The organism is Evansella clarkii (assembly GCF_002019695.1).
Classification (GTDB): Bacteria; Bacillota; Bacilli; order Bacillales; family Salisediminibacteriaceae; genus Evansella; species Evansella clarkii.
Genome location: NZ_KV917376.1, coordinates 3220663 through 3246408, shown reverse-complemented (window position 1 = coordinate 3246408; position 25746 = coordinate 3220663). Strand labels below are relative to the sequence as shown.

Sequence of the window (25746 nt, the reverse complement as noted above, 5' to 3'; positions counted from 1 at the left end):
TTCATCTGAATATTTAAATTATACCATGTGGGATTAAAAATTGGTTTGGATTTAAATTAAACCCCCGGGATAGCTCTGCTGGCTATCCCGGGGGGTGGGTGTGCTTTTGTATACTCGTTTATGTTCCTGTTTTCTCGGTCTGGCAACCTGGCACTTCGGGACCGGGTTCGCGCGGACCGGGTTCACAGGTGCCACGTTGAGCAACTCGCCTATTCTCTCTCATACTCACGTTTTCTCGCTCCTCCAACCTGGCACTTCGGGACCGGGTTCGCGCGGACCGGGTTCACAGGTGCCACGTTGAGCAACTCGCATTTTCTCCCTCATTCTCACGTTTCCTCGCTCTGCCAACCTGGCACTCCGGGACCGGGTTCACGCGGACCGGGTTCACAGGTGCCACGTTGAAAATTGCTCTAGCTTCAAAACCTAAGGCACCGAAATGAAACCAAAATCCTCAATAATTACTTTACCTGGCCCTTCGTAAAAATGGAGCGTAATTCTCGCCAGCTCGTTCCGCTGGAAATCCTCATTAGCTTCTTCGAAAACATGAAAAGGGAATTCATGAGCCTGAAAAGCTATTTCTGCCTGTTCTTCGTACTTGCCATCACGGAAATATTTATCCATCACGCCGAACTTTGTGTAATGGGTTTTAATTTGTGGTTTTACCGGCATAAAATCATCAAATGGAAGCCTTACCGTCGTCCCGTCAAGAGTGGCAACCTCAATTTCTATAAAGTACCCGGCTTCGGCCATTTCTTCCGCACGATCTGTTTCCAGGCTCATGTCCGCCATAGAGATCCAGATACTCTCAGGGTCAGCATCATTTAAGTTTTCCAGAAAGCTTTCAGACAGATGTACTGAATAAAGGGTGTCGCTGGAAGCGTCATTCTCCCATTCAAGTACTACGCCATCTGTGTTCTTTGAATTACCACGCCTGTCTTCAGCTGCTTCTATCTCCCATTCTGTAAAACCCTCTGCTTCAACGGTAACATCTTCAGGGAACTCCGTTTTGCTCTCGTTTCTTCTGAACGGTGTAAGAGACAAATATTTTCCATTTTCAAATCTGCTCATATACTGGGTGTCCGGCAGCCAGTCAGCTCCGTAGCGATAATCACGGAACAGATTTATATAATCCTCTCTCCCATGGAAGACAGCTCCCATAAAAGCGGATATATATACTTTGGCGATTTCCTGCTGCTCTTCCGGTTCCAGCAAATTGTCACGATTAGTGAAAACCCCGCCTGGAAGGCTCATATCTGATCTGCCCCAGTCTGTATTAAACTGGCTGTGGTTCGCCTCTCCTATATACAATGAGGCTTTAAATCGTTCTGAGCCTTCATCGAAGGAGGTTCTTTCGTACTGACGGTCCCCGTGAAAAATGTGCAGATCGCCATCTCGTGCCCCATGAAGCAGAAGATAATGCGTTTCATGGAGTTCAGAACGCATATCATCCGTCCTTCTGTCAGTCGGAGCGAGGGCAATAACAGCTTCAATGCCGATTTCGTCAATTCCCTGGAGAGAGAGGTCTTCGGAGAACCATCTTTCATGGTCTGCTGCCATGGCAGCTGCCTGCCCGCCCCGGGAATGCCCCATTAATGCTACCTGATCCAGATTTACTTTACGGAAAAACGGAGTGCTTACCATCTCGTTAAATTCTTTTATTTCTAAAAGATGATGAAGCAGGATCCACGCCCGCAGTTCATAGTTTCGGCTAGGGATTCCTGACCATCCAGTATAATTCAGGAAATTCTCATCCACAGAAACAGCAATAAAGCCTCTGCTTGCAAGGAGCTCCCCTAAATAACCGTAACCTCCATCTGAAAAGTTTTCCATACGGTGGTTACCATGGACCATGAGAAGGAGGGGAAAAGGACCATCTCCGTCAGGCATCCATACCCGGCCGTTTAAAGGAAGCCTTGTTTCATCAAAACCCCAGAAATGTTCCCTGTCCCTGGTCCATCTGTCAATATACTCAGAGGCATCCACAGATGCTGAGAGCAAATCTGTTTCCTCTCCAAATTCCGGACGATGTCTGTCCTGCCCGCTCCCATATGTAAAGGAAATAACTTCATAATCACCCGGCTCTCCCGGATTGCCTGCTGGTACAGGTGTAATATGTTCCGGCATGACCATCTCCTCTAAAGAAAGGCGAACATCGTCTCCAGCATCATTTACTAAAAAGGCTGTAAGTATTGCTGCGGAAGGAACCAGGACTGCCAGTATTTTTATAACAGGCTTGGCTTCCGGATGAAAAATTATATAAAGCACTGCTCCTAATACCAGCCCCCCTATCGCATAAGAAATGCCTGCAACTAAAGAAAATATGAGGCCGAGGTTTTGTAAATGGAGCACATATACTGATAAAAAACCTGTATAAAGTAAACTTCCGAAAAACAGTCGCGGTACAGGAAGATAAACAAGTGAAAACAGATAGGCAAGAATAGTTCCTGCGACTATAAAAAACAGTAAATTAAGAACAAAGTATATGATAATGTCCAGCACAAAGCCAAAGCCTGTAGGGTTTCCAAGCCCTGAAACTACCATAGCAAGGCTGGCAGCAATAAACAAAGCCGCAATCAAAAAGGAAGACAGCATGGTGTCATAGCTGCCGGTTACTGCCGCTCTGCGCTTCAGCCATCTGAATATATGTATTGGTTTAAACATAGAAAGTCTGCTTAGCATAAAGTTATGGAACCCCTTTTATCCGTTTTAAAGTTGTACGTTAATTCTATCACACATAATATATTAATCTATTTTATCAATTTTAAAAAGAAATGCCTTCAGAAAAAATACAGACTTTCTAATACTGCTAATGCAAGCTAAAAAAGGGCGGGGGAAATCCGGAGATTCCCCTGCCCTTTTCTATTGCTTGAACTATTAAATATATGATTTTAATCCATTCAGGATGTTCCAACCAGTCTATTCTTTGTCTGTAATAAATTTCCCGTGGACAAAAACCAGGATCAGGAATACAAAAAAACTGACCATTAAAATGGACCCGCCAATGATAAAGTAAAGCAGTGAGAATAACTCAGTTGACCAGGCAGGCTGAAAATTATACAGCCACATTCCGGTTGTCAGGCCAATCGAACCTATGATTGCTGTCCAGACATGAATTTTCGCCAGCCTGGAGTCTTTCGGGATCTTAAACAGGGCGTAAAATACTGCAAAGGCAAATAAAGACAACCAGCCGACTACCAGGATATGCGTATGCACCGCCCGAAATAAATGGGACCCTGCACCTGCCATATGTCCGCCGATAAATACACCAATTACAGCATATATTGCTGAAATTTGAATTAATAGTTTTGCTTTATTCATTATTCCTCTCCCCCGGGTATTTTCTTTTTCTGCAGTTAATCATGTTATTACTATATGAATATTATTAACCTAATTACCATCTTAAGCACTGCTAATTTTTTTATCAATTATAAAGCGGCCTTGTCACCAGTTTGTCACAATTTCTTAGGTGGGGAGTGCATGGTTAAAATTTTCCAAATGAGAAACAATAAAGATAGTTTTTATTAATGGTTCAGGAGGGTCTAAGATGGAATATCAGATAAAAGCAAAAGATGGGGCTTTTCCATGCGAAGTAACGATTGATGAGGATAATGGCAGGTATATGGTAAGAAAAGCGGATACTTCCGGTGAAGTTTTTCACAACAAACAGGAATTAATTAACTGGGTAAAAACCAACTGGGAATCCAGCCAGTTTGAAAACCCAGGGAGCTTTCAGGACTTAATGAGTGAACTAACAACTATTTCTATGCAGGATTAAAGTAAACGGCTGAACCCTCTGATGGTTCAGCCGTTGCCCGTGTCTTTATACTGTTTGTGTTACTTTTAGTTCGCTGCCTAAGAACTTCGCAAGCTCAAGCATTCCATATTTTCCTGCTGCAGCTTCCGCCTCTGAATTGTAGTTTGTGTTGGTGTTAATGTCATACGTGTATATCACACCGTCTTTATCCCGGATAAACTCAATTCCAGCAACCTGAATGCCATTTGCAGCAAGCAGTTCCTCGTATTGCTGAATAACTGGCTCGTTAAAACCATCCACTATCTGGAACATAGGTTTTGTTTCCGGTGCTTCTTCGCCGACTGGGCAGAAAAGATCATCAATTCTGCACGCTTCTGCAGGGCAGAGCTCAAAACCTTCTGAAGTGTCCACTTCCACAGCGTAAAGAAATTTCCCGCCAACGAATTCACAACGTGTGATATATTTTTCCGGAGACTCAATATACTCCTGGATTAAAGTTATACCATCAAGCGGCTCTTCAAATTCCGGGCTGTTCACATATACCTCTAATGCAGCAACGGTCTGGAAAAGCTGAACTCCTAATCCTTTGCCTGCACGGTTATGTTTTGTAATAAACGGCTTCCCTTCAAATTTTTCCGCAGCTTTAAGAATTTGATCCTTCCCAACCGCTGCTGTCGTTTTCGGTGTACGAATACCAAATTTGTTGAGCTCCATGTATTGTTCCACTTTACTGACTTCCAGCTGAAGCGCTCTTGTTCCATTAAAAACTTTACGGCCGTGCCTTTCCAGCCAGGCGAGTACACCTCTTGTAAACTCGGGCGCAAACCGGTGTCCTCTCGTATGGGAAGAAGCGCTCATTCTGCTGTAAAATACTCCTTCCGGCGGCTCACTGCTCAGGTCAACAGTTCCTTCGTCCAGATGCCATAACTCATATGGAAGCTCTAATTCTTCTAAACGTTTCGTCAGGTGGTCTGTCCACTCATTGTTTTCGTGAATTACATAGATTTTGCTCATCATTATTCCCCTTCCAGTTATACAAACGCTTGTTTACGCTTTTTCTCTACTAATGGTATCACATCTTCGCTGAATCGTTTCATTTCTTCCAGCTGAGGCGAAAACTGAAGCAGCAGCAAATTCAGGCCGGCTGCTTCATACTCAAGAATGCGGTCAGCTATTTGTTCAGGCGTGCCTATAAGATTCGGTCTGAGACCACGATTAGATACAGAATAATCCTTCAGCTGAATTTCCTGTTCCAGCTGAGATTTACTTGTAAAATCCTTAAAGCCGGCATAACCGCTAACGTCCTTAACATCTGTAATCCGCGCAAGTTCTTCTATGGCTTCTTTTTCTGTATCCCTGCAAATGACATAAGCTGCCATACCAAACGACTGGAAAAGATCATTACCTGTTTGTTTTCTTCGGTCAGCCATATCACTTATTTTCTTCTCCACTTCCTGAACTGTTCCTCCGTGCATCACATAAGCATCCATGACAGAAGAGATCACTTCCTTGCCTTTTAGGCTCTCTCCTCCGGCATATAGAACAGGATGAGGCTGCTGCACTGGCTTCGGGGAAAGCTTTGCATCTTTGATTTGATAATATTTCCCGTCGTAGCTGAAAGTTTCCTCCTGCCACATCCCTTTCAGCACCTCGATGAATTCTTTTGTGCGGTCGTACCTCTCGTCATGCTCTGTAAAAACACCGTTATACTGTTTCGCTTCCTCTTCCCACCAGGCTGATACTACATTTAAAGTAAATCTTCCGTTAGAAATCCGGTCAATATTTGCAGCCATTTTGGCAGTAACCGCCGGATTATGAAACCCGGGGCGAATGGCAGTCATAATTTCTATTTTATCAGTAACAGCAGCTAATGCTGCAGCTGTGGACCAGGCTTCCAAAGAATCTGCTTCCGGGCCCTTTATATCATTTAAGTATAGTTCAGCGATTAAAGTTGTATCAAATCCCCACTTTTCTGCAGACTGAATAACTTCCTTTGCATAGTCAAACGTGGGGGGCATATTTTCATTTTCTATATTTCTGAGCCACCCGCCGAATATCGGCAGCCAAAATCCGAACTTCAATACACTCACTCCTCGATACTAATCTGATCAATCCATGGCGGAATATTTACGGAGAATATTTTCTCCTATTAATCCTACCACAATAGTCAGAATTAGTGTTAAAAAAAGAACTACAAATATAGCAGTGAGGAAGCTTGAAAAATCACGCTGGCTTGTTGCGTATTCATTGGTCCTTGTTGCGTTTTCGTATTCTTGTTGCGAAATTGGCATGCCTCGTTGCGAAATCACGCTGGCTTGTTGCGTATTCATTGGTCCTTGTTCCGAATTCATTGGTCCTTGTTGCGAATTCATTGGTCCTTGTTGCGATGCCGTATTCTTGTTGCGAAATTGGCATGCCTCGTTGCGAAATCACGTTGGCTTGTTGCGTATTCATTGGCCCTTGTTGCGTTTTCGTATTCTTGTTGCGAAATTGGCATGCCTTGTTGCGAAATCACGTTGGCTTGTTGCGGATTCATTGGTCCTTGTTGCGTTTTCGTATTCTTGTTGCGAAATTGGCATGCCTTGTTGCGAATTCACGCTGGCTTGTTGCGAATTCATTGGTCCTTGTTGCGTTTTAGTATTCTTGTTGCGAAATCATGAACCCTTGTTGCAATGCGGAGCCAATTACTTAAAAAACACATGCTCTGCGTGGATTTCCTTGCCGAGCCTTAAAATACCGAATGAAAAATAGGGGCTTCTCCGTTTATCTGTCGGGGAACCAGGATTAAAGAGAATCATTTGATTAACAGTTTTTAAATAAGGAATGTGGGAATGGCCGAATATGACTACATCAGGTTTTTCTTCCTGGAACGCTTCAACAACCCGTTTCTCCGTTGTTTTTCTGTCCCCATGCCCATGGGTCACCCCAATAGTCCACCCATTTAATCTCAGAAGCTGTTTTTTTGGAAGGATTGCCTTCAGATCTTTACCATCCACATTGCCATACACCCCATGTAAAGGTGCATATGCCTTTATTTGTTCATATACGGCCACTGATTGCCAGTCCCCTGCATGGATAATCTGGTCAGCCGTTTTCAATTCTTTCAAAAGACGCCGGGGAAGTCTTTTACTTCTTTTTGGAACATGTGTATCAGAAATAACTACAATTTTCATAGTGTTTGTCAACCTCCTTTGTCCATTTATAGTATGCATTATTTAAGTGCATTTGTTCTAATAAAACTAACCATTTATTTTCTCTGTGACCAGTTTAATTGTAACAAGGGCAGCTTTGACATGCCTCTGCCGCCTTCCTTTATGATCCCTCCTTCATAATGTATTGTAATAAAAAAGAAGCGGCAGAACCGCTTCTAATTAATCAGTATTTTATTTGTTTTAGATTTTACACAGCCCCCCAAGTTCAGGAATGATCCTCATCCTCACTGTGTTCGGTCTGCATTTCGTGGTCATCTCCGTGATCCATTTCTCCGCTTATAAAGGGATTCTCACCAGTTATCAAGGTATAGCTGCCTATGACAATGATCAGATATGCAATGCCAGAAAACAGCCATTTTTTCACTTCTGTCATCTTTATCCCTCCTGCTTTGCCAGTTTGACTTTTTGAAGCCTGAGAGCATTAAGAACGACCGAAACAGAACTGAAGGCCATCGCTGCTCCCGCAACCCATGGTGCAAGGAGCCCTGCGGCAGCGATTGGAATCGCTGACGTATTGTAAAGAAACGCGAAAAACAAATTTTGTTTAATGTTCCGGATGGTTCTCCGGCTCATTTCAATTGCATCAGCAACACTGTTTAAGTCGCCTCGCATCAGCGTTATATCCGCAGCTTCAATCGCCACATCAGTTCCTGTCCCGATTGCCATGCCAATATCAGCAACAGCCAGCGCGGGAGCGTCATTAATTCCGTCTCCAACCATAGCCACTTTTTTACCTTGTTTCTGGAGCTTGACTATCTCTTCGCTCTTCTGTTCAGGAAGAACTTCCGCTATCACTTTGTCTACACCAACCTGGGCAGCTATCGCTTCTGCGGTTCTCTTGTTATCCCCGGTAAGCATAATAACTTCAAGACCCAGATCGTGCATCCGCTGAATCGCCGTTTTGGAAGTTTCTTTGACGGTGTCGGCTACAGCAACTACTCCCGCAAAAATCCCATCTACTGCTATGAGCATAGCAGTCTTGCCTTCCCTTTCAAGTCTCTCCATGTCGGTCTCCGCATCAGATACGGAAACCGAATATAGATTCATTAGCTTTCGTGTTCCTGCAAGTACCTCTTTACCATTAACCATAGCTTTAATACCATGCCCGGGTATAGCTTCAAACTCAGCAGATTCGAAAAGCTCTATTCCCTGATTTTTAACACCAGTTACAATTGCCTGCGCCAGAGGATGCTCTGAGTTTTTCTCTGCACTTCCAGCGAACATAAGCAGATCTTCTTTCAGGAAGCCTTCCGCAGGGATGACATCTGTAAGTTCAGGTTCACCTTTTGTTACTGTACCTGTTTTATCAAGTACTACAGTCTGAATTCCCTGAGTGTTTTCAAGATGTTCTCCACCTTTAAACAGTACACCTATCTCAGCAGACCGCCCGGATCCTGCCATGATGGAAGTTGGGGTTGCCAGGCCAAGAGCACACGGACAAGCAATTACCAGAATGGAGATTACAGGAATAATCGCTGCTCCGAAATTACCTGGTGCGACAACGAAATACCAGATAAAGAACACAGCGATCGCTATCAGTACAACAACCGGGACAAATATCCCGGAAACTTTATCTGCAAGCCTTTGAATATCTGCTTTTGATCCCTGTGCTTCTTCCACGATTTTAACAATTTGTGAAAGTGCAGTATCTTTCCCTACTTTAGTTGCTTTAATTTTCAGGACGCCGTTCTTATTGATCGTCGCTCCAATCACTTCATCGCCCTCTGCTTTATCTGCCGGGATACTTTCACCAGTCAGCATGGACTCATCAACTGCAGAACGCCCTTCAATCACTTCACCATCTACCGGAACTTTTTCCCCAGGCTTCACGATAACTGTATCTCCAGCCAGCACTTCTTCCACCGGGATAACAAGCTCCTCGCCGTTTCGTATAATGTTTGCTGTTTTCGCCTGGAGTCCGAGCAGCTTTTGGATAGCCTGGCTCGTTCTGCTTTTTGCGCGGACTTCGAATAGTTTACCAAGCACGATTAACGTAATAATTACTGCTGCCGCTTCAAAGTACAAGTCCGGCATACCCGTTGCACCAGCATTATACCAGCTCCATCCGAGATAAATACTGTAGAAATAAGCCGCACTCGTACCAAGGGCTACCAGCACATCCATATTTGCGCTTTTGTTTTTCAATGCTTTATAGGCTCCCACATAAAACTGGGCACCAACGATGAACTGGACAGGCGTGGCCCAGGCGAGCTGCAGCCACGGATTCATGAACATATCAGGCATGTAAATAAACGCCGTGAATTCAAAGTGAGTAACCATTGACCATAGAAGGGGCAAAGTGAGTATAGCAGAAAAAATAAATTTCCCTGTCTGCCTTTCAATCTCTTTTACCTTATGGTCTGTCTTTGCTTCTTCCTCCTGTTTCGGTATCAGTTTAAATCCCAGCTTTTTAATTGTTTCTACCATGTCATTAGGCGTCACTGTGCTGTCATCGTACTGAACCGTCGCGGTTTCAAGAGCAAAGTTAACATTTGCCGACGCCACTCCATCTATCTTATTAAGCCGTTTTTCAATTCTGTTGGCACACGCCGCACAGGTCATACCGGAAATGTCAAATTCCGTTTTTTCATTCACTACTTTAAACCCTAATTTTTCAATCTTTTGTTCAAAATCATGCGTATTTGTTTTTTCCGGGTCATAAACAACCTTAGAACGCTCCAGAGCAAAATTTACATTCGCCTCTTCCACTCCGTCGATTCTGGAAAGACCCTTTTCTATTCTTGTGGCACATGCCGCGCATGACATGCCGGATATTTTTAACGTTGTTTCCTTGTTTGCCATTTCCCTCACCTTCCTATACACCATAGGGGTATATTATACACCAATGGAAAGACCGTACCCATGTACGATCTTACATTTTTGTGACAAGGTTTCTTTTCTATTTCATCAACTTCGATACAGTTTTCAAAAATTCATCCACAACTTCCGTATCGTCCTCCTTCAGCCGTTCCAGAACACAAGTTTTCATGTGGCTGTCAAGAAGCAGCCGGGAAACAGCTTTTAAAGCTGACTGAACAGCAGACATCTGATTTAAGATATCGTCACAGTATACGTCCCTGTCAATCATTCCTTTTATACCCCTGACCTGCCCTTCAATTCTGCTCATACGTTTCAGTAATGCTTCTTTCACTTCAGGGGGCATATTGCCGTGATGATCAGCATGCTCACAGCATGTAGTCATTTCCTCTGATTCTTCTACTATTTGTTCAAGTTTTTCCATCTTACATCCCTCCACTGTATGATGATAATAATCCTGCCCTCGTTAAAATAAAACGTGGATTTATATACGTGTGGCTAAAACACGTCTCTATACTATGTTATTACTAAATCCATTATATTATACCCCACAAGGGTATGCAATAAGTTTGCAAAAAAACAGACCTTTAATAAAGGTCCTCAGGAAAAAAGAATTTTAACTGCTAAGGGATACTGAACCGTTTTAATGCACAGGAGACTGTATATAATATCTTGCTTCTTTTTCACCATCAATAATCTCCCCTGTTTCCTGGAAACCAACTGACTGGTATAGCTGTCCAGCGGTTAAATTTTCAGGCACAAAGCTTGTAATAATATACGGGCTGCAGTCAGGAAGACCCTTTATTAACCCGAGGGTTTTCAGGACTGCTTCCCGTCCAAAGCCTTTCCCCTGATGTTTTTCATCAATCATCAGCCGGACCATCCAGTATATTCCGTCCTCAGGATCTTTGCCATACATAACAAAACCAACCATCTGAGTATCGGAATATACAGCTAACGGAACATAGGAAGTTTCGTAACGGGACTGAACGAGAGAGTACATGTTGGAAGCTACAAATCCCTTTTGGCCGCTGCCAACCTTGAGGCTTATGCATTCTTCCCAGTTATCTATAGTCACCTGTCTAAGCTGAACTGCCAAACTAAATCCCCCTTTTAATATGCCATACTATCTGAAAAAAAAATAGGGCCTGCCATTTAATGCAGGCCCTATTTTCCGTTACCGATTAATCGTGCGCTTTATTCATTTCCTTTAACCGCAGCTCCACCCTTCTGATTTTTCCGGAAGTCGTTTTCGGCAGTTCATCCACAAAGGAAATCTTTCTCGGATACTTATAAGGTGCCGTCAGCCTTTTCACATGCTCCTGGAGTTCAGACACGAGAGCATCGGATTCATGTTGGGGATCACGGAGTACGATAAAAGCTTTAACGATGCTGCCTCTGTCCTCATCCGGGCTGCCAACAACTGCACACTCCCTTACAGAAGTATGTTTCATTAGAGCATCCTCTACTTCGAACGGTCCGATTGTATATCCAGAACTGATGATGATATCATCGGAGCGCCCTTCAAACCAGAAATACCCGTCTTCATCTTTTTTCGCCTGATCCCCTGTTAAATACCATTCTCCACGATAGGCCATCGAAGTCCGCTCAGGATCCTTGTAATATTCTCTAAACAAGGCAGGCGTGCTTTTATGGACCGCAATATCCCCTACCTCGCCTGGCTCCACAGGCATCCCGTCTTCATTAATGACATCCACCTTGTTACCCGGGGTGGGTTTCCCCATGGAACCTGGTTTAATATCCATTCCGGACATCGTCCCAACGAGAAGCGTGTTTTCTGTCTGTCCGTACCCGTCCCGTACATCCAGTCCATAATGTTTTTTAAACGTTTCGATCACCTGGCGATTCAGAGGCTCTCCTGCGGAAACAGTGCTCCTCAGTTTTGGAAGGGAATAATCATCCAGGTTTTCCAGCTTAGCCATAAACCTGTATTCTGTCGGCGTGCAGCAGAGTACATTTATTTCATTGTCCTGAAGGAGCTGCAAATATTTATCAGGGTCGAACTTTCCGTTATAAACAAATGCTGTAGCTCCCATTCCCATAGTTGAAAGAAACGGGCTCCATACCCATTTCTGCCAGCCTGGCGCGGCGGTTGCCCATACGATATCCCCTTCATTGACATCAAGCCAGCCTTTAGATGCCGTCTGCAGATGGGAATAAGCCCACCCGTGGGTATGCACCACAGCTTTTGGATTTCCTGTGGTCCCGGATGTATAAGGCAGGAACGCCATTTCATCACGGTGGGTCTCAGGACCGTCATACTCGCCGGATTCTTCCTCCGCCAGCTGGCTGAGAGAGTTCCAACCAACTTTTTCCCCGCTTACTGTCAGCTTCAGCTGAAGTGTAGGGATCTCTTCTTCAATTTTATCTATCTCAGTCGTAAACTCGCTGTATGCTATAACAGCTTTTGCCTCTGAATGATTAATCCGGTAACTCAAATCCTTTGCCCGGAGCATCTCTGAGCAAGGTATGATTACAAGGCCAGCTTTTATGCAGGCGAGGTACGTAAAATAGGCCTCCGGGATCCTTGGTAAAATAAGAAGCACCCGGTCTCCTTTATTCAGTCCGTTATTTATTAAAGCGTTTGCAAAACTGTTCATTTGTTCAATTAACTGATTGTATGTATATTCCTTTGTCTGCCCGGCTTCATTAAGCCATTTAATCGCAAGACGTTCAGACTCCCCGCTGAACCTTTCCACTTCCTGGGATAAATTATAATACTCCGGTGCTATTAAATCTTTCGTCTGCATACTATCACCCTTTATTAGTAGATTAGCGACCACACAATCTATTATACTAAATTATCGGTAAATTTCGAATAATCCAACGCAAAAAGGGAGAAAAGCCACAGAGATATTATTCTCTGCGGCTTCTGGAATTCAGACAACCTTATGTCCTCTGCCCATAGCTGAATTGCAAAGAGGGCAATGTTTTTCCTTCAGCACCTGTTCCTGATAGCTGTCGGCACGCTGCCAGGCATTGCAATTATCCCCCGTGCATATCCATGCAACTACCTTTTCTTTAGGTTTTTCTTTCTTTTTAAACCGAAGGTCTCGTTCAATATTTTTCCTCTCTCGTACAGGACCTTCTCCGGGCTTCTGCTGCAAACCATATGCCTCAGTCAAAAATCTCGAAACCTCAGCTTTCTTTCCGCGAAAATAAGCAGGTGAACTTATGTATAGTTCTTCCATCGCTCTTGTTACGGCTACATAGGCAAGCCGCCTTTCCTCCTCCACTGCCTTTAGCAGCTTTTCTCCTGTTTCATCCTTACCAGGCTTATCTGCCATTTTATCCGCATCGAGCGCAGTACTGTGGGGAATTATCCCTTCAGAAGCACCAATAAGATATACTACCGGGAATTCCAGCCCCTTTGACCGGTGTATGGTCATTAAAGAGACAGCGTCAGCTTCATGGTCTTTTTTTAATTCTCTCATTTCTATATTTTTTTCTATCATCTCATCGATAAACTGAATGAAATCGTACACGGAAGAAAAACGTTTCGCAGAAGCTTCCAATTCATCAAGCCCTTCTTTGATCGTTTCCTGATGAACAGTTTCGCTTTCCTTGCCTTGAGCTTCAAGATACTTATCATAAAAGTCATTTCTGATTCTTTTTACAGCGATCAATGGTTCCTGCCTTTTTAACTCTCTTATAAATTTAATCCGTTCTCTCACCTGCTCAGACTGAAACGGCTTAATATTCGGGAGAGAGGTAAGATGGACAAGCGGATATTTTTTCGGCTGCAAATACTCTTCTCCGTTAATATGCTTCATGCCAGTGTCCCGCCCGATATACAGTGTAGGAAGCACATCCTCCATCGCCTCGAAATCCCTCGCATTCAGCGCCAGACGAAAATAACTGACCACCTCTTTTACCGGCCATTCCTCATAAAATGTCCTGTTGCCTGCAGCGTGATTAACAAAAGGCATCCCCTTAAGTGTGAGCTGCTCAAATATCGCACGGCTGTTGCTCCCGGCCCGGTGCAGTATCGCAAAATCCCGGTACGTGTAACTGCCTGTTGAAATCTTCTCTTTTATATCCTGAAAAATCCAGTCGGCTTCTTCATCGGGTGTTCCTGGCCTCAAATACTGGGGACGCCGGTTCGATTCTTTTACCGACTTCAGCGTTTTTGTTTTTCTGTGCTTGTTATGTTTCACAATTTCGTTTCCAAGCCCTAATATACTGGCCGTCGACCTGTAATTGATGTTGAGGGTGACAGATTCAGCTTCAGTAAACTCATTGTGGAAATTTAATATAAATTCATTCCTCGCTCCATTAAAGGAATAAATCGTCTGATCATCGTCTCCCACTACGAACAGGTTCTGGTGACTCTGCGCCAGCATTTTCATTAACTCATACTGCAGCTTATTTGTATCCTGGAACTCATCGACCATAATGTACTGAAATCTCTTCTGCAAGGCTGCCAGCAAAGTCTGATTATGCTTTAACAGCTTGTACGCTTCCATGAGAATATCATCGAAGTCCATTTGTTTATTTTTCTTTTTTAATTCCTCGTACTCTGTGAAAACTTTCTTCATTTCTTTTTCCGCCGTTGATTTCGCCGGAATTTCCTCAGGCTCAACTATATTCATTTTATAGGCTGAAAGCTCGGCAAGCAGGGTCTCCGGCTGGTAGGAATCAGCCATGCCGTGTTTCCTCAGCAGTTTTTTAATTATTATCTGTTTATGCCTCTCACTGCTCAGAATTGTTTCTTCATAACCGCGGCTTTTCAGCAGCCTCAAAAAGAAAGCATGAAAGGTGGCCGTCTGGATTTTATAAGCCGACTGTTTTGTAATTCCAGGAAGCCGGGCAATTCTTTCTTTCATCTCATCTGCTGCTTTCTTTGTAAAAGTAACCAGCAGGATTTCACCAGGATCGACCTTTTTTATGTTAATAAGGTAACCGGCTCTCACTGTCAATACTGATGTTTTGCCTGAACCCGCTCCCGCAAGCGTAAGAAGCGGGCCCTTAAAATGCCTGACCGCCTTAATCTGGGGTTCATTTAAAAAGATCCCCGCCTTTTCAAGGGATCTGAAGTAGGAAGCGTCACTGTCGCTGTTTTTAATAATGGATGAACTGTCTGCAGCCGGAGCCATTTCAGCGGCTGGAATTTTTGCTGCCGTGCAGCCTTCCGGAACAGTCTGGAATCTTGCTTTTCTCATGTGTAATCACCTGTTTTATGCGCAATCTGTCCTTAGAATTATAAAGGAGGATACAGTGGAAGTCACTTGGTTTTTACAGGAGTGACTGTTTTCACCTGTCTGCTAAATTAAGCGGGAGGCACTAATTCAGCAGACAAAAGGCCGGACACACTTCCGCCCGGCCAGCTTAAACAGCACATTATTTTTATTAATCCTCGTCTCTTACATCAATATCTTCCGGTATTGGCTGAGTGAGAATCTCCATTACAATTTCCTTATACTTTTCCATCTCATTCAAGTGAGTGTCAAACTGGTTTTTGTTCACTAAAAACTGTTCTCCGTCATGGATAGCACGAATCTTTTTCTGGTAAATCATGTTTTCGATATAAGGTTCAGGAAGCTCCAGAAACTCAGCGATTTCTTTCACAGTTAAATACATTTTCCGTCACCTTCTTTCATTATTGTTACTAAGATTATAAATGACATCTGGCCGAAAGTCACCCATCAGGTATTCAATTCGCTTGTGAAACGGGTCACCGCATGCCTTGTCCTTTGAGTAACCAGCAAAAGTAAAATAAACGGAGATAATCCATTTATTTTCAGATTGGAGCTCATTTCAGTGGTAATAAGGGGAGATTTGACCGTTTAGCAAAGCAAAATCTCCCATTTTCTGAATTTCTAAGTTAATAGGCGGAATCTCCGTCTATTTAAGCGTTTTATAGTAATAATTTATTATTAAGCGGAATTTTTCCGTTTTTATTATATCGGCTGCTTAACCTGCTCCCACGACCAATAAGTGCAAACTCTCTTAATACAGGAAAAGACGTATGGCAATACATACGTCTTTTCCATCAGAAAGCATCCGATAACGGGACCCTTTACTTATTTACAAGGTCACCCCGATTTAATATTTAGTTGCTGCCTCTTCCATTATTACCTTGCTGACCTTGATTTCCGTTATTCCCCTGCCCTCTTTTCCCTTCGGCTTCAGATGCAGTGGAAGCAAAAATCGTGTTTGCAAGCATTCGGTAGCTGTGCTCCGTATGAGCTCTGAATGCCAGTGAGTTAGCAAATAAGGTGAAATCTGTATCATTATTTTCATAGGAAAAAGCCATCGTCTGCCCCTGAGCTGCGTTGTGGCCCGGCCACCAGCCAGCAATATAAAAGTCATAGGCACCAGCGAACTCTGCCAGGACTTCAGCTCCTTCTGGGATCTGGGAAATCCATGCTCCTGTTGTTACGTAGAGAAGCTCGTCAGCACTGTAACCTGAAGTCAGCTGATGTTGAATAATATCAGCTTTAACGAGCCCTTCGTGTCTTCCCCCTGTTCCATCAACATCGAAGTCTTCCAGTACTCCGCTCTCCTGAACGGATTCCAGCGCACCGGCACCCATACCAATGTATGCTTTTCCTTCTGCTGTTTCCGCATTAAAGTTTCCACTATCGTCCACTATAATATCCGCCTCAGCTTCCTCTGTCACATGAAACCCTAACTGATTTAAAGTGAAATACAACTGAGGAGATCCAGCTGCGGCAACCGCAGGCTGAGACAAAATACTAGTTTCAAAATTTTGCCCATTTCCTAACGGCTGTGCTTCAAAGTAATAGATGTCCGTATATTCCTGCAGGTCGCTCGTTTCCACGATAAAATCCCCTTGAGTAATACGCCCTTTGTTTTCAGCTGCAACTTCCACAGTTTTTCCTTCTGCAAGCAAATCATTTACTAGTTTTATAGCATCATTCGTATTGTTTTTAACAATTTGTTTAGGAGGGTTGCCAGTAACATCCCCTGTTGGCAGTTCTACATTGTCTACTTCAGCAGTGACACCGTCAAACGCTCCCGGCTCCCGAATTTCGTCTGTATCGAACCCACGAAGAGCAGGAAAGTTAACGACGATCGGGTCATACATCGCTCCCCAGTCAGAAACATCGTCACCGCTGTAAAGTACAGCATTAGCAAGGCCTCGCTTAGCCTGGTTCATCGGCACTACAAATGTTCCTGCCGGATAAGTTGTCCCGTTAATTTCTGTTTCCTCAGTTGTTTCTTCAATGTTAATCCCGTTTCTTAAGAGGTACTCAGCCATTTTATAAGCCTCTAACACATTCTTTTGTGAGTCTTCATCTGCCGGAATAACATAGTAATCCGGGAAAAAGCTGTCGTGCTCCCCTCTTACACGTCCGATAGATTCCCCGTCTGCATTGACATAATGCTCATCAACTGCCCGGTTATCTTCTCCATTTACACCACGTTCAAAAATTTGAAGCTGGTTTGCGAATAATTCATCTTTGTTTTCAGTTACAAAATGTGTGGCGCCTAACCCTGTGCCTACCATTGCATACAGGGAATCCTGGCTTAAAGTCGGCACTTCAATTGTATGACCCAAAGAACCGTGCAGCATAGCGTAAATAGCTGTATACGCCGGTGTCATATCGTCCCATCCGTCGCCCCAGTCTGCCTTCGGGATAAAATAAGAATCCAGCTGGGAAACGCCGGTCCCTGCTCTGCCCATCGCATGAGCCTGGCCGAACATATTGTCAATGAGAAGGTCATACTCAAAGTTAGGGTTATGGGGCGGAGTAGCAGGTTCAATTAAGAAACCATCCACATATCCGTGCATATCAAGGAAAGATAGCGGTGTCCATTTAGAAATGAGTTCATTCACCTGCTGCGTTTCCACCTGTGTTTGGTAAGTATTGTCACGATTAAGGTCAAATCCGTGAGCATTCGTCCTCGTATTAGCTTCTCTTCCATCCGGGTTGCTCGTAATTAAATACAGGAATATAGCATCATCAAGTACATCGTCCATGTTTAAAGCGGCGTCAAAAGCTTCGCCATTTTCGTCTGATGTTTCGAAGATGATTTCGTCTTCCAGTGCAAACTTTTTCAGTAGTTCAATCTGAGCGTCCACCCCTTCTACTTCGTCAGGATGGATATTATTAAACCAGATAGGAACCTGGTAATCTCCCATCATATCATTTTCCAGGTTATCTAATAAGGAAGCCGGATCCTCCAGTGCAGCAGGAAGTGTCTCTTCAAGATAAGTATCAACTGCTGCCTCATCTCTCGCTAAAATAACAAAATGAATATCCCTACCTTCTGCACTTTCTCCTACTTTCTGATACTCAAGATATCTGTCATTTTCAGTATCCTCTTCTGCAGCCGCGAAGATCTCATCAATCGCTGGTTTCAGTTCATCATTAAAAAGAAATTCATCATATACATTCAGCCTGACTTCCCCGGCTGCTCTTACACCAGTCTCAGAATCTATTAAAGCAAGTTCGTAGTCTCCAATGAGATCCTGGTATTCTGTTCTTATAGTCCTGTTTGATAAATCGTCTGTGCCATACGGGAGCCCAAACTCCAATTCTGCAGTAATTACAGAAGAATCCTCTGCCAGCTCAGGACCCTCTGTAACCGTTATAAACGGTTCTCCGTCATATTGGCCATCTCCACTCCAGGAACCCCATTCGGAAATATCCTGGCCGCCAAATTCAAAAATGATATTTTCCGGATCAGCCTCTGTCCCTAAATCAGCTTCTACTTCCACCGTTCGTATTTCCGTCAGTGAAAAAAGCGATCTGCTGAGTTCCAGCCCGGTCACAGAGTTTTCTTCTGCATCAGTTTCAGCTGTTACAGACATTACCGGTACTGCTGCAGTCATAAGCATAAAGACAGCTAGTCCGCCTGCTAATTGCTTCTTCATTTTATTGCCCCTTTCTAATATTACTTGTCTGTTTTAAATTCGAGTTCTCCTGATAGGGAGCAACAACTAAGTGATAGATGCTAAAATAAAACGACTTAACTATACTAATATATTTTCTTGCTTTTGTGAATAAAAATACATTGTTTTAGTTAAATATTCACATAAATCTAGCAATAACCTAGTAGATTAGACTTAGTTATACATCCATCATTAGTTATAAGATCCTCATATTCAGAATGGGACTACTCAAACCCCCTCAAAAGATTATTTCGGTCAGATATTTCGGTAACCGATGTAATTATACTATTATAAATCCTCAGTTATTTTTAAGTAATCCGATGCTCAAATTACAAGTAAAGAATAAAAGTCACGGGTTGTAGTTTTTCTAAGCAGTATGATTAGCGGTGATTTTGTTAAATAATTGCAGAGTTCCAGGTTAAAATGCTTACCTACTATTGATACTTGAAAAAGATTAAAAGGAAAAATACTCTGGCTATTTAATAAATCTATAATACGCCAGAGTTTAAACTGTTACTGGCATTTTAAGTTGCTGGAGGGGAACAGGAGGAGTGAAAATGGAAAAATGGAAACAATAAAAGCACCGGGAAGATGAACAGCACCACGTCAAGTAGACAGCCGAAATAATAAAAATGTATTAAGCGGCCTTAGCTCTGTACTCACAGGGACTGAGGCCGTTTAGTTTTTCCTGGTAACGGTAATGGTTATAGAACTGTATGTAGTCATCAATGTCTTTTTGTAGTTCCTCGAAAGTATTGTATGAACCAAGCCTGTATTTTTCACACTTCAATTTGCCCCAGAACGACTCCATCGGGCCATTGTCAATACAGCGGCCAACACGGGACATGCTTTGCTTCATATTCGCCTGTTCGATCATTCTCTTAAAAGGATGGGAGGTGTATTGAAATCCTCGGTCACTGTGTAACAGTGCCTGTGAATCAGGTGCTGCCTTCAGAGCTTTTTTCAGCGTTTTAAACACGAGCTCATTGTTGTTTGATTTACCAAGTACATAAGAGATCACGCTGCCATCATGGAGGTCCATAATGGCACTGAGGTAAGCCTTACGGTTACCATACTTCATTTCTGTCACATCAGTTACCCACTTCTGGTTTGGGCGATCTGCCTGGAATTCGCGATTCAGTACATTTTCAGCTGTATGCTGGGGTGAAGAGTATTTATAACGGCATTTCTTACGACGAATGACAGACAAGAGGTTAGCACTTTTCATAAGACGGAGAATACGTTTATGGTTCAAAGGCTCCTTAAAGATCCGGTTCATCGAAATCGCCATTCTCCGATAGCCATAAATACCCTTCAACTTATGTTGAAGAAGAGTCATCTCTTCCATAACTCGTCGATTTAATTTCTCTCTGGCCGAAGGTCTGCGATTCTTCCATTTGTAATATCCCTGCCTGGAAACATGGGCAATGTCACAAAGTAACTGGACAGACATATTTTCTTCCGTGCTGAGTTCGTATATAGCAGTGTACCGGCTATGGTACCGGGTCTCACTCAATACCGCCTCCTTTCGATCTCCTCCAACTTTTTTAAGAACGCATTTTCCGCACGAAGACGCTCGTTCTCTATTTTCAGCTTCTTCATTTCTTTTTCTTCTTTTGTCATTTCTTTTTCCGTTCTTTGCTTTCCACGATTATCCTGAAGAGCTTCTTCCCCACCTTGAAGGTACTTTCTTACCCAGCTGTAAATCTGTGCATAAGAAACCTTGTGAATCTCCACTGATCGGGCATAATCTTTCCCATGAGCCAAACAGTCTTTAACGATTTCAACCTTTTCCTCGAAACAAACCTTCTTTCCCTTGGTCATAGAGCGACTCAATCCTTTCCTGTCATCCTTAAGTGCTTTATGACCATTATAAAGCTCGACCCATCCCATGAGAACCGATCTAGTTGAGATCCCATATTTCCTTATAACTTCATTTTGTGAAAATCTGCCGGAGAGATAGTCACGAACGGCTGCCTGCTTTAGTTCGGCTGAATAAGATGTATGACTCCTTATTGGTTCCAGGCTCTCAGCGCCGGACTCTTCATACAGAGCCCTCCAATTCCTAATGGTTCTTGCATTAAGACTATATTTTCTGGCTACCTCTTCACCAGGGAGGTCCCCTTCGTTATATTCAGCGATAATCCTAAGTTTTTCTGATGCCGTAAAGTCTTTTCTAGACACAAAAACTCCCCCAAAGGTAAACAGATTTTGTTTATTTCATCTGTCTACCTTTGGGGGAGCATATCAAAGATAATCCCCAGTGCTTTTATGCATTGCTCCCTATTATTCTATAACCTGGAAGCTGGTCATTTCTTCTTTTTTATTGCCTGACTTAGCATAGACTTTTACAGTGCTTACTTTTTGCGATACAGCCTTCTCTTCGCGGTCAGTATGAAGCTCTTCTGTTTCTGCAGAGATTTCTACTGAAACGCTGAATCCGTTGCCTTTAACTTCTTTCAGGCTGTCAAAATCAAGATCTGTAAAAGGAATTACGTAAGATGCTTCTCCAGATTTAACTTCAAGAGCTGCAGCGTTTTTCTTCGCATTTTTTACTGTTTTAACAGGTATGTCGACCTGAACTGTCTTACCTGCAGAAACACTGTCACCAGTGACTACGAGATTATTTGCTTTAGCATTGCCTTTACCTGGCTTGTTTTGTTGCTTGCGCTTCGCCTCAGGCTCAGATGCTGCGGAAGCAAAAATACTATTAGCCAACAGACGGTACGAGTGTTCCGTATGAGCACGGAAAGCCAGGTCGTTAGCAAATAATGAATACTTTGTGTCACCCGCATCATGAGTAAATGCCATTATTTTACCTCTAGCACCTTGGTTTCCTGGCCACCAGCCGGCTAGATAAAAATCATCTGTATCAGCGAACTCAGCAAGTACATCTGCACCTTCAGGAACCGAGTCAATCCATGCTCCTGTTGTAATATAAAGATTTTCTTCCTCCTGATAACCGGAAGTAAGAAGGTGGTCGTGAACAACTGCTTTTACTAAACCTTCATGGTTAGTTCGTGTGTATCCCCAGCTAAACCCTGGCAGTGCACCACTGTTACGGACTGCGTTTAAGGATTGAACTCCGATACCAATAAAGTCTTTACCTTCCACATTGTTACGATTAAAGCTGCTGCCATCACTGACAATCACATCAGCATCAGCCTGGCCTACAAGGTTAAACCCTAGCTGGTTCAGGGAAAATCTCATTTGCGCTGAACCTGTCAGGGCCACACCAGGCTGAGACAGAATACTAGTTTTAAAGTTATCACCATTCCCGAGCGGTAATGTCTCAAAGTAATATTTGTCAGTGTATGGGCGCAGGTCACTTGTGGCTACGATAAAGTCACCCTTAACAATACGTCCTTTATCTTCTGTAGCCCACTCAACAGTTTTTCCTTCAGCAAGAAGGTCATTTACAAGTTTAATAGCGTCATTCGTATTGTTTTTTACGATCTGCTTTGGCGTATTTCCTACTACGTCACCTGTTGGCAGGTCAACAGACTCTACTTCAGTTGTCAGACCATCAAATACGCCTGACTCACGTACTTCCTCAATATCAAAACCACGAAGAGCAGGGAAGTTTACGACAATTGGATCATACATAGCAGACCAGTCGGATACATCGTCCCCAGGGTATAGCATAGCATTTGCAAGCCCCCGTTTTGCCTGGTTCATAGGAACAATAAATGTCCCCTTAGGATAAACTGATCCGTTGTTGTTAATTTCTTCTGTAGTGCGTTCCACTTTCACACCATTACGAAGCAGATATTCAGCCATTTTGTATGCTTCTAGCACGTTTTTCTGTGCTCCCTCTTCTGCTGCGATTACATAGTAATCAGGGAAGAAATTTTCATTATCGCCGCGGACTCGTCCGATAGATTCCCCGGCAGCATTAACGAAATACTGGTCAACTGCACGATTGTCTTCTCCGTTTACTCCCCGTTCAAAGATTTCAAGCTGATTTTTGAAGAGATCGTCTTTATTTTCAGTGACAAATAATGTTGCTCCGTATCCAGTCCCAACCATTGCATGAAGGGAATCCTGGCTTAATTCCGGAACCTCAATTGTGTGGCCAAGAGAACCATGAAGCATGGCATACATGCCTGTATATGCTGGTGTCATGTCATCCCAGCCACTGTCCCAGTCAAGTCTTGGAATGAAATATGAATTCAGCTGTGAATTTCCAACACCCGCTCTTCCCATTGCATGCGCCTGCTCAAGCATCTCATTAACAAGAAGGTCATATTCAAAGTTAGGATTATGCGGCGGTGTTGTCGGCTCAATCAGGAAGCCGTTAACATAGCCATGCATATCGAGGAACGATAAAGGTGTCCACTTTGAAATAATCTCGTTAACCTGCTGTGTTTCCACCTGAGTCTGATTTGCATTGTCGCGGTTTAAGTCAAACCCGTTCGCATTTCCGCGAGTGTTCGCAACTCTTCCGTCGGGGTTGTTTGTAAACATATAAAGGAAGATTACGTCGTCCAATACCTCATCCATATCAAGGGTTGCAGGGAACTCATTATTGTTTCCATCAGAAGTATTAAAAGTAACCTCATCCTCAAGGGCAAATTTCTTTAATAATTCTACCTGAGCATCAACACCTTCCACTTCATCTGGATGGATGTTGTTAAACCAGATTGGCACCTGATAGTCGCCGAGAGTGTCATTTTCAAGTTGCTCAATCAGGCTTGCAGGGTCCTCAAGTGCAAGAGGAAGGGTTTCATTTAAGTATCTGTCTACAGCTTCTTCATCCCTTGCCAGAATAACAAAATGGATGTCACGCCCTTCGACGGATTCACCTACTTTTTGATATTCAAGATAACGATCGTTATCTTCATCAGCTTCTGCAGCTGCAATAACCTCATCGATTGCCGGCTTCAATTCATCATAGAACAGAAACTCATCATATACATTTAGCTTTACTTCCGCTGCAGCTTTTGTTCCGCTGGCTGCGTCAACCATAGCAAGTTCATAGTTTCCAATGAGTTGCTGATAATGAGTTCTAAGTGTTCTGTTTGACAAATTAGTAGTGTTGTATGGCAGTCCAAATTCAAGCGTAGCAGTTACCGCAGTCGAATTCTCCAAAAATGAAGGACCCTCAATGACATTTATCCACGGGCTGCCATTAAAATTCAAGTTTCTGTTACTTCTTCTCCACTCAGAAAGAGGTTTTCCACCGAATAAGAATTCGATGTTATCCAGGTCTGCCCCTTCCCCCAGATCCGCCGCTACCTCTACAGTTCTAACTTCCGTTAAAGAAAATAAATCTCTGCTTACTTCCAGTTCAATAACTTCATTTGCTGCCGCTTCATTTGCTGAAACTGTTAATGATGCAGGAATGATCATGGAAAACAGCATTAAAACTGCTAACCACCCAGTCAGTACCTTTTTCATCCATGTTACTCCCTTCATTTTTTTTGCCAGTTATTTGTCTGGCATTCTTTAAAACTACTTCTATGTACATGCAGATAAAATTTTAGAGAAATGAATTATTATTCACACTCAATTACAGCTGCGGTTAAACACTATACATAACAATCGCTCTCTAAATCTATTTCTGCATATTACATATAATAGTATAAAGTTTCACTTTATTGAATATTAATACGCGAATTATATTGAATATTCACAGTTTTGCAGATCTCCCGCTAGACCAAAAGACCCAGCGTCAGCTTTAATAATAGCCTGTCCCCTGTTCAGTGACGAACAGGGTGACAGGCAGTGTAAGTTTCTTATCTGTTTAGAGCGTTATATACATTGACGATTCCGTGCCCGAAGTATTGGCGATCTCGTCCGATTCCTGGCATATCAGCTGTCTGCTGAAGCAGAGTTCTGATTTGAGCAGGCTTCATGTGCGGATATTCGGATTTAACAACACCGATAGCTGCAGCTACTTTAGGTGCTGCCATACTAGTACCCATTGCCCAGCCGTAGCTTCCGCGGCTTACAGGGATCGTGGAGTAAGCCCGTGCCTCAGTAACTTGTAAATCACGGTCACCGGCAGCATTCGGCCAGTTAGGACCCCAATCTCCTCCTGGAGCGGAAAGATCCACATTACCGTAGTTAGAGAAGTAAGAAAGTGTGTCTCTAGTTGTTGTGGAAGAAACACTGATTACCCAAGGGATATCCGTAAATGTGTCAAACAACGGACCTGCCCATTGAGCACCTTCACCAGGGACAGTATGCATTTTCTGGCCTAAGTTAATTGCATCGTTGCCGTTTGCACCGACAATCATCATTCCTTTACTTTGTGCGTATCGTACTGCACGAGCAGAAGATTGGTGCAATGCTCTCTGCTGCTCATTATTCATGATGCTGTATGTTCCTAAGCTCAGGTTAGCGGAAACTGCTCCGTCGTCTGCTGCTGTTGTGATAGCTTCAAGAATGCCGCCCCAGTTCATGCGCCCCTGGTTATTAGTTACACGGTAAGAGGCAATTCCAAGCTCTGGCCCAACCCCCAGCACTCGGCCGTTAGCTGCAATAGAACCAGCAACATGTGTACCATGTGTGCCAGAATCTCTCAGCTCGTCACCTGGCTGATTTTGTGGGTGGAATGCTTTACCGAATAAAAGATTGTCCTGTAAATCCGGGTGAGTAAAGTCTACCCCTGTGTCAATGACTGCTACGAAAACATCGTGGCTTCCAGCATTTACTTCCCAGGCTTCCCCGTTATTTGTAACCCGCTTAATATCCCACTGATACTGCTCATACAAGTCAGCACCCTCCGTGATGTCACTAACGCGGGAATCTGCCTGAATATCCACTTCTTCTTCCGGTGAACGAATTTCAAGATCTTCCGTTACGGAAGTAATCGTATCTAAACCATTTGCCCAATCAGCGAAATCAGGATCTGATGAACGTACTGTCATTACACCGATTTGCGGTACTTCCTGTACAACTTCGGCTCCGGCAGCTTCAAGCTCTGCTACAGTTTCCTCATTTACAGACTGGCTTGAGAAGATCACAAGATAATCCTTTTCCTCTTCATTTGCCAGTGCACCAGCACCACCAAATGCCAGTCCGGAGAATAATACTAAAGATGCCAAAAACTTTTTCATAGACTTCCTCCTCCT

General features: G+C 43.4%; 18 protein-coding genes and 1 pseudogene. 1 reads left to right on the top strand and 18 read right to left on the bottom strand.

What is annotated here, in order from left to right:
• Positions 1-423 precede the first annotated feature (423 nt).
• Both BK582_RS15050 and BK582_RS15045 read right to left on the bottom strand, forming a co-directional pair.
• Positions 424-2661, bottom strand: coding sequence for an alpha/beta hydrolase (locus tag BK582_RS15050; RefSeq protein ID WP_169911036.1), 2238 nt, complete (start codon positions 2659-2661; stop codon positions 424-426).
• Positions 2662-2916: 255 nt separating this feature from the next.
• Positions 2917-3318: a hypothetical protein gene (locus BK582_RS15045; RefSeq protein ID WP_078595824.1), complete on the bottom strand. Its 402-nt coding sequence runs from the start codon at positions 3316-3318 to the stop codon at positions 2917-2919.
• Between the two features lie 226 nt (positions 3319-3544).
• On the opposite strand from BK582_RS15045, the gene BK582_RS15040 reads away from it, so the two are divergent.
• The gene (locus tag BK582_RS15040) at positions 3545-3775 is read left to right on the top strand and encodes a hypothetical protein (RefSeq protein WP_078595823.1); all 231 of its coding nucleotides are present in this window, start codon (positions 3545-3547) and stop codon (positions 3773-3775) included.
• 45 nt (positions 3776-3820) lie between these two features.
• Here BK582_RS15040 and BK582_RS15035 read toward each other — a convergent pair whose 3' ends face one another.
• The 16 genes and pseudogenes from BK582_RS15035 to BK582_RS14970 all read right to left on the bottom strand — a co-directional run bounded on the left by BK582_RS15035 (position 3821) and on the right by BK582_RS14970 (position 25731).
• Positions 3821-4768 carry an ATP-grasp domain-containing protein gene (locus BK582_RS15035; protein WP_078595822.1) on the bottom strand — a complete coding sequence of 316 codons (948 nt, stop codon included), beginning with the start codon at positions 4766-4768 and terminating at the stop codon, positions 3821-3823.
• Between the two features lie 17 nt (positions 4769-4785).
• Positions 4786-5835 carry an LLM class flavin-dependent oxidoreductase gene (locus tag BK582_RS15030; protein ID WP_078595821.1) on the bottom strand — a complete coding sequence of 350 codons (1050 nt, stop codon included), beginning with the start codon at positions 5833-5835 and terminating at the stop codon, positions 4786-4788.
• Between the two features lie 27 nt (positions 5836-5862).
• Positions 5863-6126 carry a hypothetical protein gene (locus BK582_RS27080; RefSeq protein WP_218190730.1) on the bottom strand — a complete coding sequence of 88 codons (264 nt, stop codon included), beginning with the start codon at positions 6124-6126 and terminating at the stop codon, positions 5863-5865.
• A 312-nt stretch (positions 6127-6438) separates the two neighbouring features.
• The gene (locus BK582_RS15025) at positions 6439-6927 is read right to left on the bottom strand and encodes a metallophosphoesterase family protein (protein ID WP_078595820.1); all 489 of its coding nucleotides are present in this window, start codon (positions 6925-6927) and stop codon (positions 6439-6441) included.
• A gap of 244 nt (positions 6928-7171) precedes the next feature.
• The gene (locus tag BK582_RS27075) at positions 7172-7339 is read right to left on the bottom strand and encodes a nucleotidyl transferase family protein (protein WP_167553135.1); all 168 of its coding nucleotides are present in this window, start codon (positions 7337-7339) and stop codon (positions 7172-7174) included.
• 2 nt (positions 7340-7341) lie between these two features.
• A complete protein-coding gene (locus BK582_RS15020) occupies positions 7342-9768 on the bottom strand; it encodes a heavy metal translocating P-type ATPase (protein WP_078595819.1) in 2427 nt (808 codons plus the stop codon).
• Between the two features lie 97 nt (positions 9769-9865).
• A complete protein-coding gene (locus BK582_RS15015) occupies positions 9866-10129 on the bottom strand; it encodes a metal-sensitive transcriptional regulator (RefSeq protein ID WP_236939334.1) in 264 nt (87 codons plus the stop codon).
• A gap of 297 nt (positions 10130-10426) precedes the next feature.
• Entirely contained in the window at positions 10427-10882 is a 456-nt protein-coding gene (locus BK582_RS15010) for a GNAT family N-acetyltransferase (RefSeq protein ID WP_078595817.1), read from the bottom strand.
• 85 nt (positions 10883-10967) lie between these two features.
• Positions 10968-12554 (bottom strand): acyl-CoA synthetase MbcS, encoded by a 1587-nt coding sequence (mbcS, locus tag BK582_RS15005; protein WP_078595816.1) that lies wholly within the window; start codon positions 12552-12554, stop codon positions 10968-10970.
• A gap of 129 nt (positions 12555-12683) precedes the next feature.
• Positions 12684-14966, bottom strand: coding sequence for a UvrD-helicase domain-containing protein (locus BK582_RS15000; RefSeq protein ID WP_078595815.1), 2283 nt, complete (start codon positions 14964-14966; stop codon positions 12684-12686).
• Positions 14967-15153: 187 nt separating this feature from the next.
• Positions 15154-15384, bottom strand: a complete 231-nt coding sequence (locus BK582_RS14995; protein WP_078595814.1) for an excisionase family DNA-binding protein — start codon at positions 15382-15384, stop codon at positions 15154-15156.
• Positions 15385-15856: 472 nt separating this feature from the next.
• On the bottom strand, positions 15857-18649 hold the full coding sequence (locus BK582_RS14990) for a M14 family zinc carboxypeptidase (protein WP_078595813.1): 2793 nt from the start codon (positions 18647-18649) through the stop codon (positions 15857-15859).
• 655 nt (positions 18650-19304) lie between these two features.
• Positions 19305-20225: pseudogene (locus tag BK582_RS14985) on the bottom strand (IS3 family transposase); the annotation flags it as partial.
• The gene (locus tag BK582_RS14980; protein ID WP_088035827.1) at positions 20180-20851 is read right to left on the bottom strand and encodes a helix-turn-helix domain-containing protein; all 672 of its coding nucleotides are present in this window, start codon (positions 20849-20851) and stop codon (positions 20180-20182) included. The pseudogene BK582_RS14985 and the gene BK582_RS14980, both read right to left, overlap by 46 nt.
• Positions 20852-20953: 102 nt before the next feature.
• The gene (locus BK582_RS14975; RefSeq protein ID WP_139368257.1) at positions 20954-24067 is read right to left on the bottom strand and encodes a M14 family metallopeptidase; all 3114 of its coding nucleotides are present in this window, start codon (positions 24065-24067) and stop codon (positions 20954-20956) included.
• Between the two features lie 338 nt (positions 24068-24405).
• Positions 24406-25731 (bottom strand): S8 family serine peptidase, encoded by a 1326-nt coding sequence (locus BK582_RS14970; protein ID WP_078595812.1) that lies wholly within the window; start codon positions 25729-25731, stop codon positions 24406-24408.
• Positions 25732-25746 lie beyond the last annotated feature (15 nt).

Bases quoted from the DNA above. Each gene is read 5' to 3' on its own strand.
- BK582_RS15045 (WP_078595824.1), bottom strand. From the start codon at position 3,318: ATGAATAAAGCAAAACTATTAATTCAAATTTCAGCAATATATGCTGTA.
- BK582_RS15015 (WP_236939334.1), bottom strand. From the start codon at position 10,129: ATGCCCCCTGAAGTGAAAGAAGCATTACTGAAACGTATGAGCAGAATT.
- BK582_RS15040 (WP_078595823.1), top strand. From the start codon at position 3,545: ATGGAATATCAGATAAAAGCAAAAGATGGGGCTTTTCCATGCGAAGTA.
- BK582_RS15035 (WP_078595822.1), bottom strand. From the start codon at position 4,768: ATGAGCAAAATCTATGTAATTCACGAAAACAATGAGTGGACAGACCAC.
- BK582_RS14990 (WP_078595813.1), bottom strand. From the start codon at position 18,649: ATGAAGAAGCAATTAGCAGGCGGACTAGCTGTCTTTATGCTTATGACT.
- BK582_RS27080 (WP_218190730.1), bottom strand. From the start codon at position 6,126: ATGAATTCGCAACAAGGACCAATGAATTCGGAACAAGGACCAATGAAT.
- mbcS (WP_078595816.1), bottom strand. From the start codon at position 12,554: ATGCAGACGAAAGATTTAATAGCACCGGAGTATTATAATTTATCCCAG.
- BK582_RS14995 (WP_078595814.1), bottom strand. From the start codon at position 15,384: ATGTATTTAACTGTGAAAGAAATCGCTGAGTTTCTGGAGCTTCCTGAA.
- BK582_RS14970 (WP_078595812.1), bottom strand. From the start codon at position 25,731: ATGAAAAAGTTTTTGGCATCTTTAGTATTATTCTCCGGACTGGCATTT.
- BK582_RS15020 (WP_078595819.1), bottom strand. From the start codon at position 9,768: ATGGCAAACAAGGAAACAACGTTAAAAATATCCGGCATGTCATGCGCG.
- BK582_RS15050 (WP_169911036.1), bottom strand. From the start codon at position 2,661: ATGTTTAAACCAATACATATATTCAGATGGCTGAAGCGCAGAGCGGCA.
- BK582_RS14975 (WP_139368257.1), bottom strand. From the start codon at position 24,067: ATGAAAAAGGTACTGACTGGGTGGTTAGCAGTTTTAATGCTGTTTTCC.
- BK582_RS15000 (WP_078595815.1), bottom strand. From the start codon at position 14,966: ATGAGAAAAGCAAGATTCCAGACTGTTCCGGAAGGCTGCACGGCAGCA.
- BK582_RS27075 (WP_167553135.1), bottom strand. From the start codon at position 7,339: ATGACAGAAGTGAAAAAATGGCTGTTTTCTGGCATTGCATATCTGATC.
- BK582_RS15025 (WP_078595820.1), bottom strand. From the start codon at position 6,927: ATGAAAATTGTAGTTATTTCTGATACACATGTTCCAAAAAGAAGTAAA.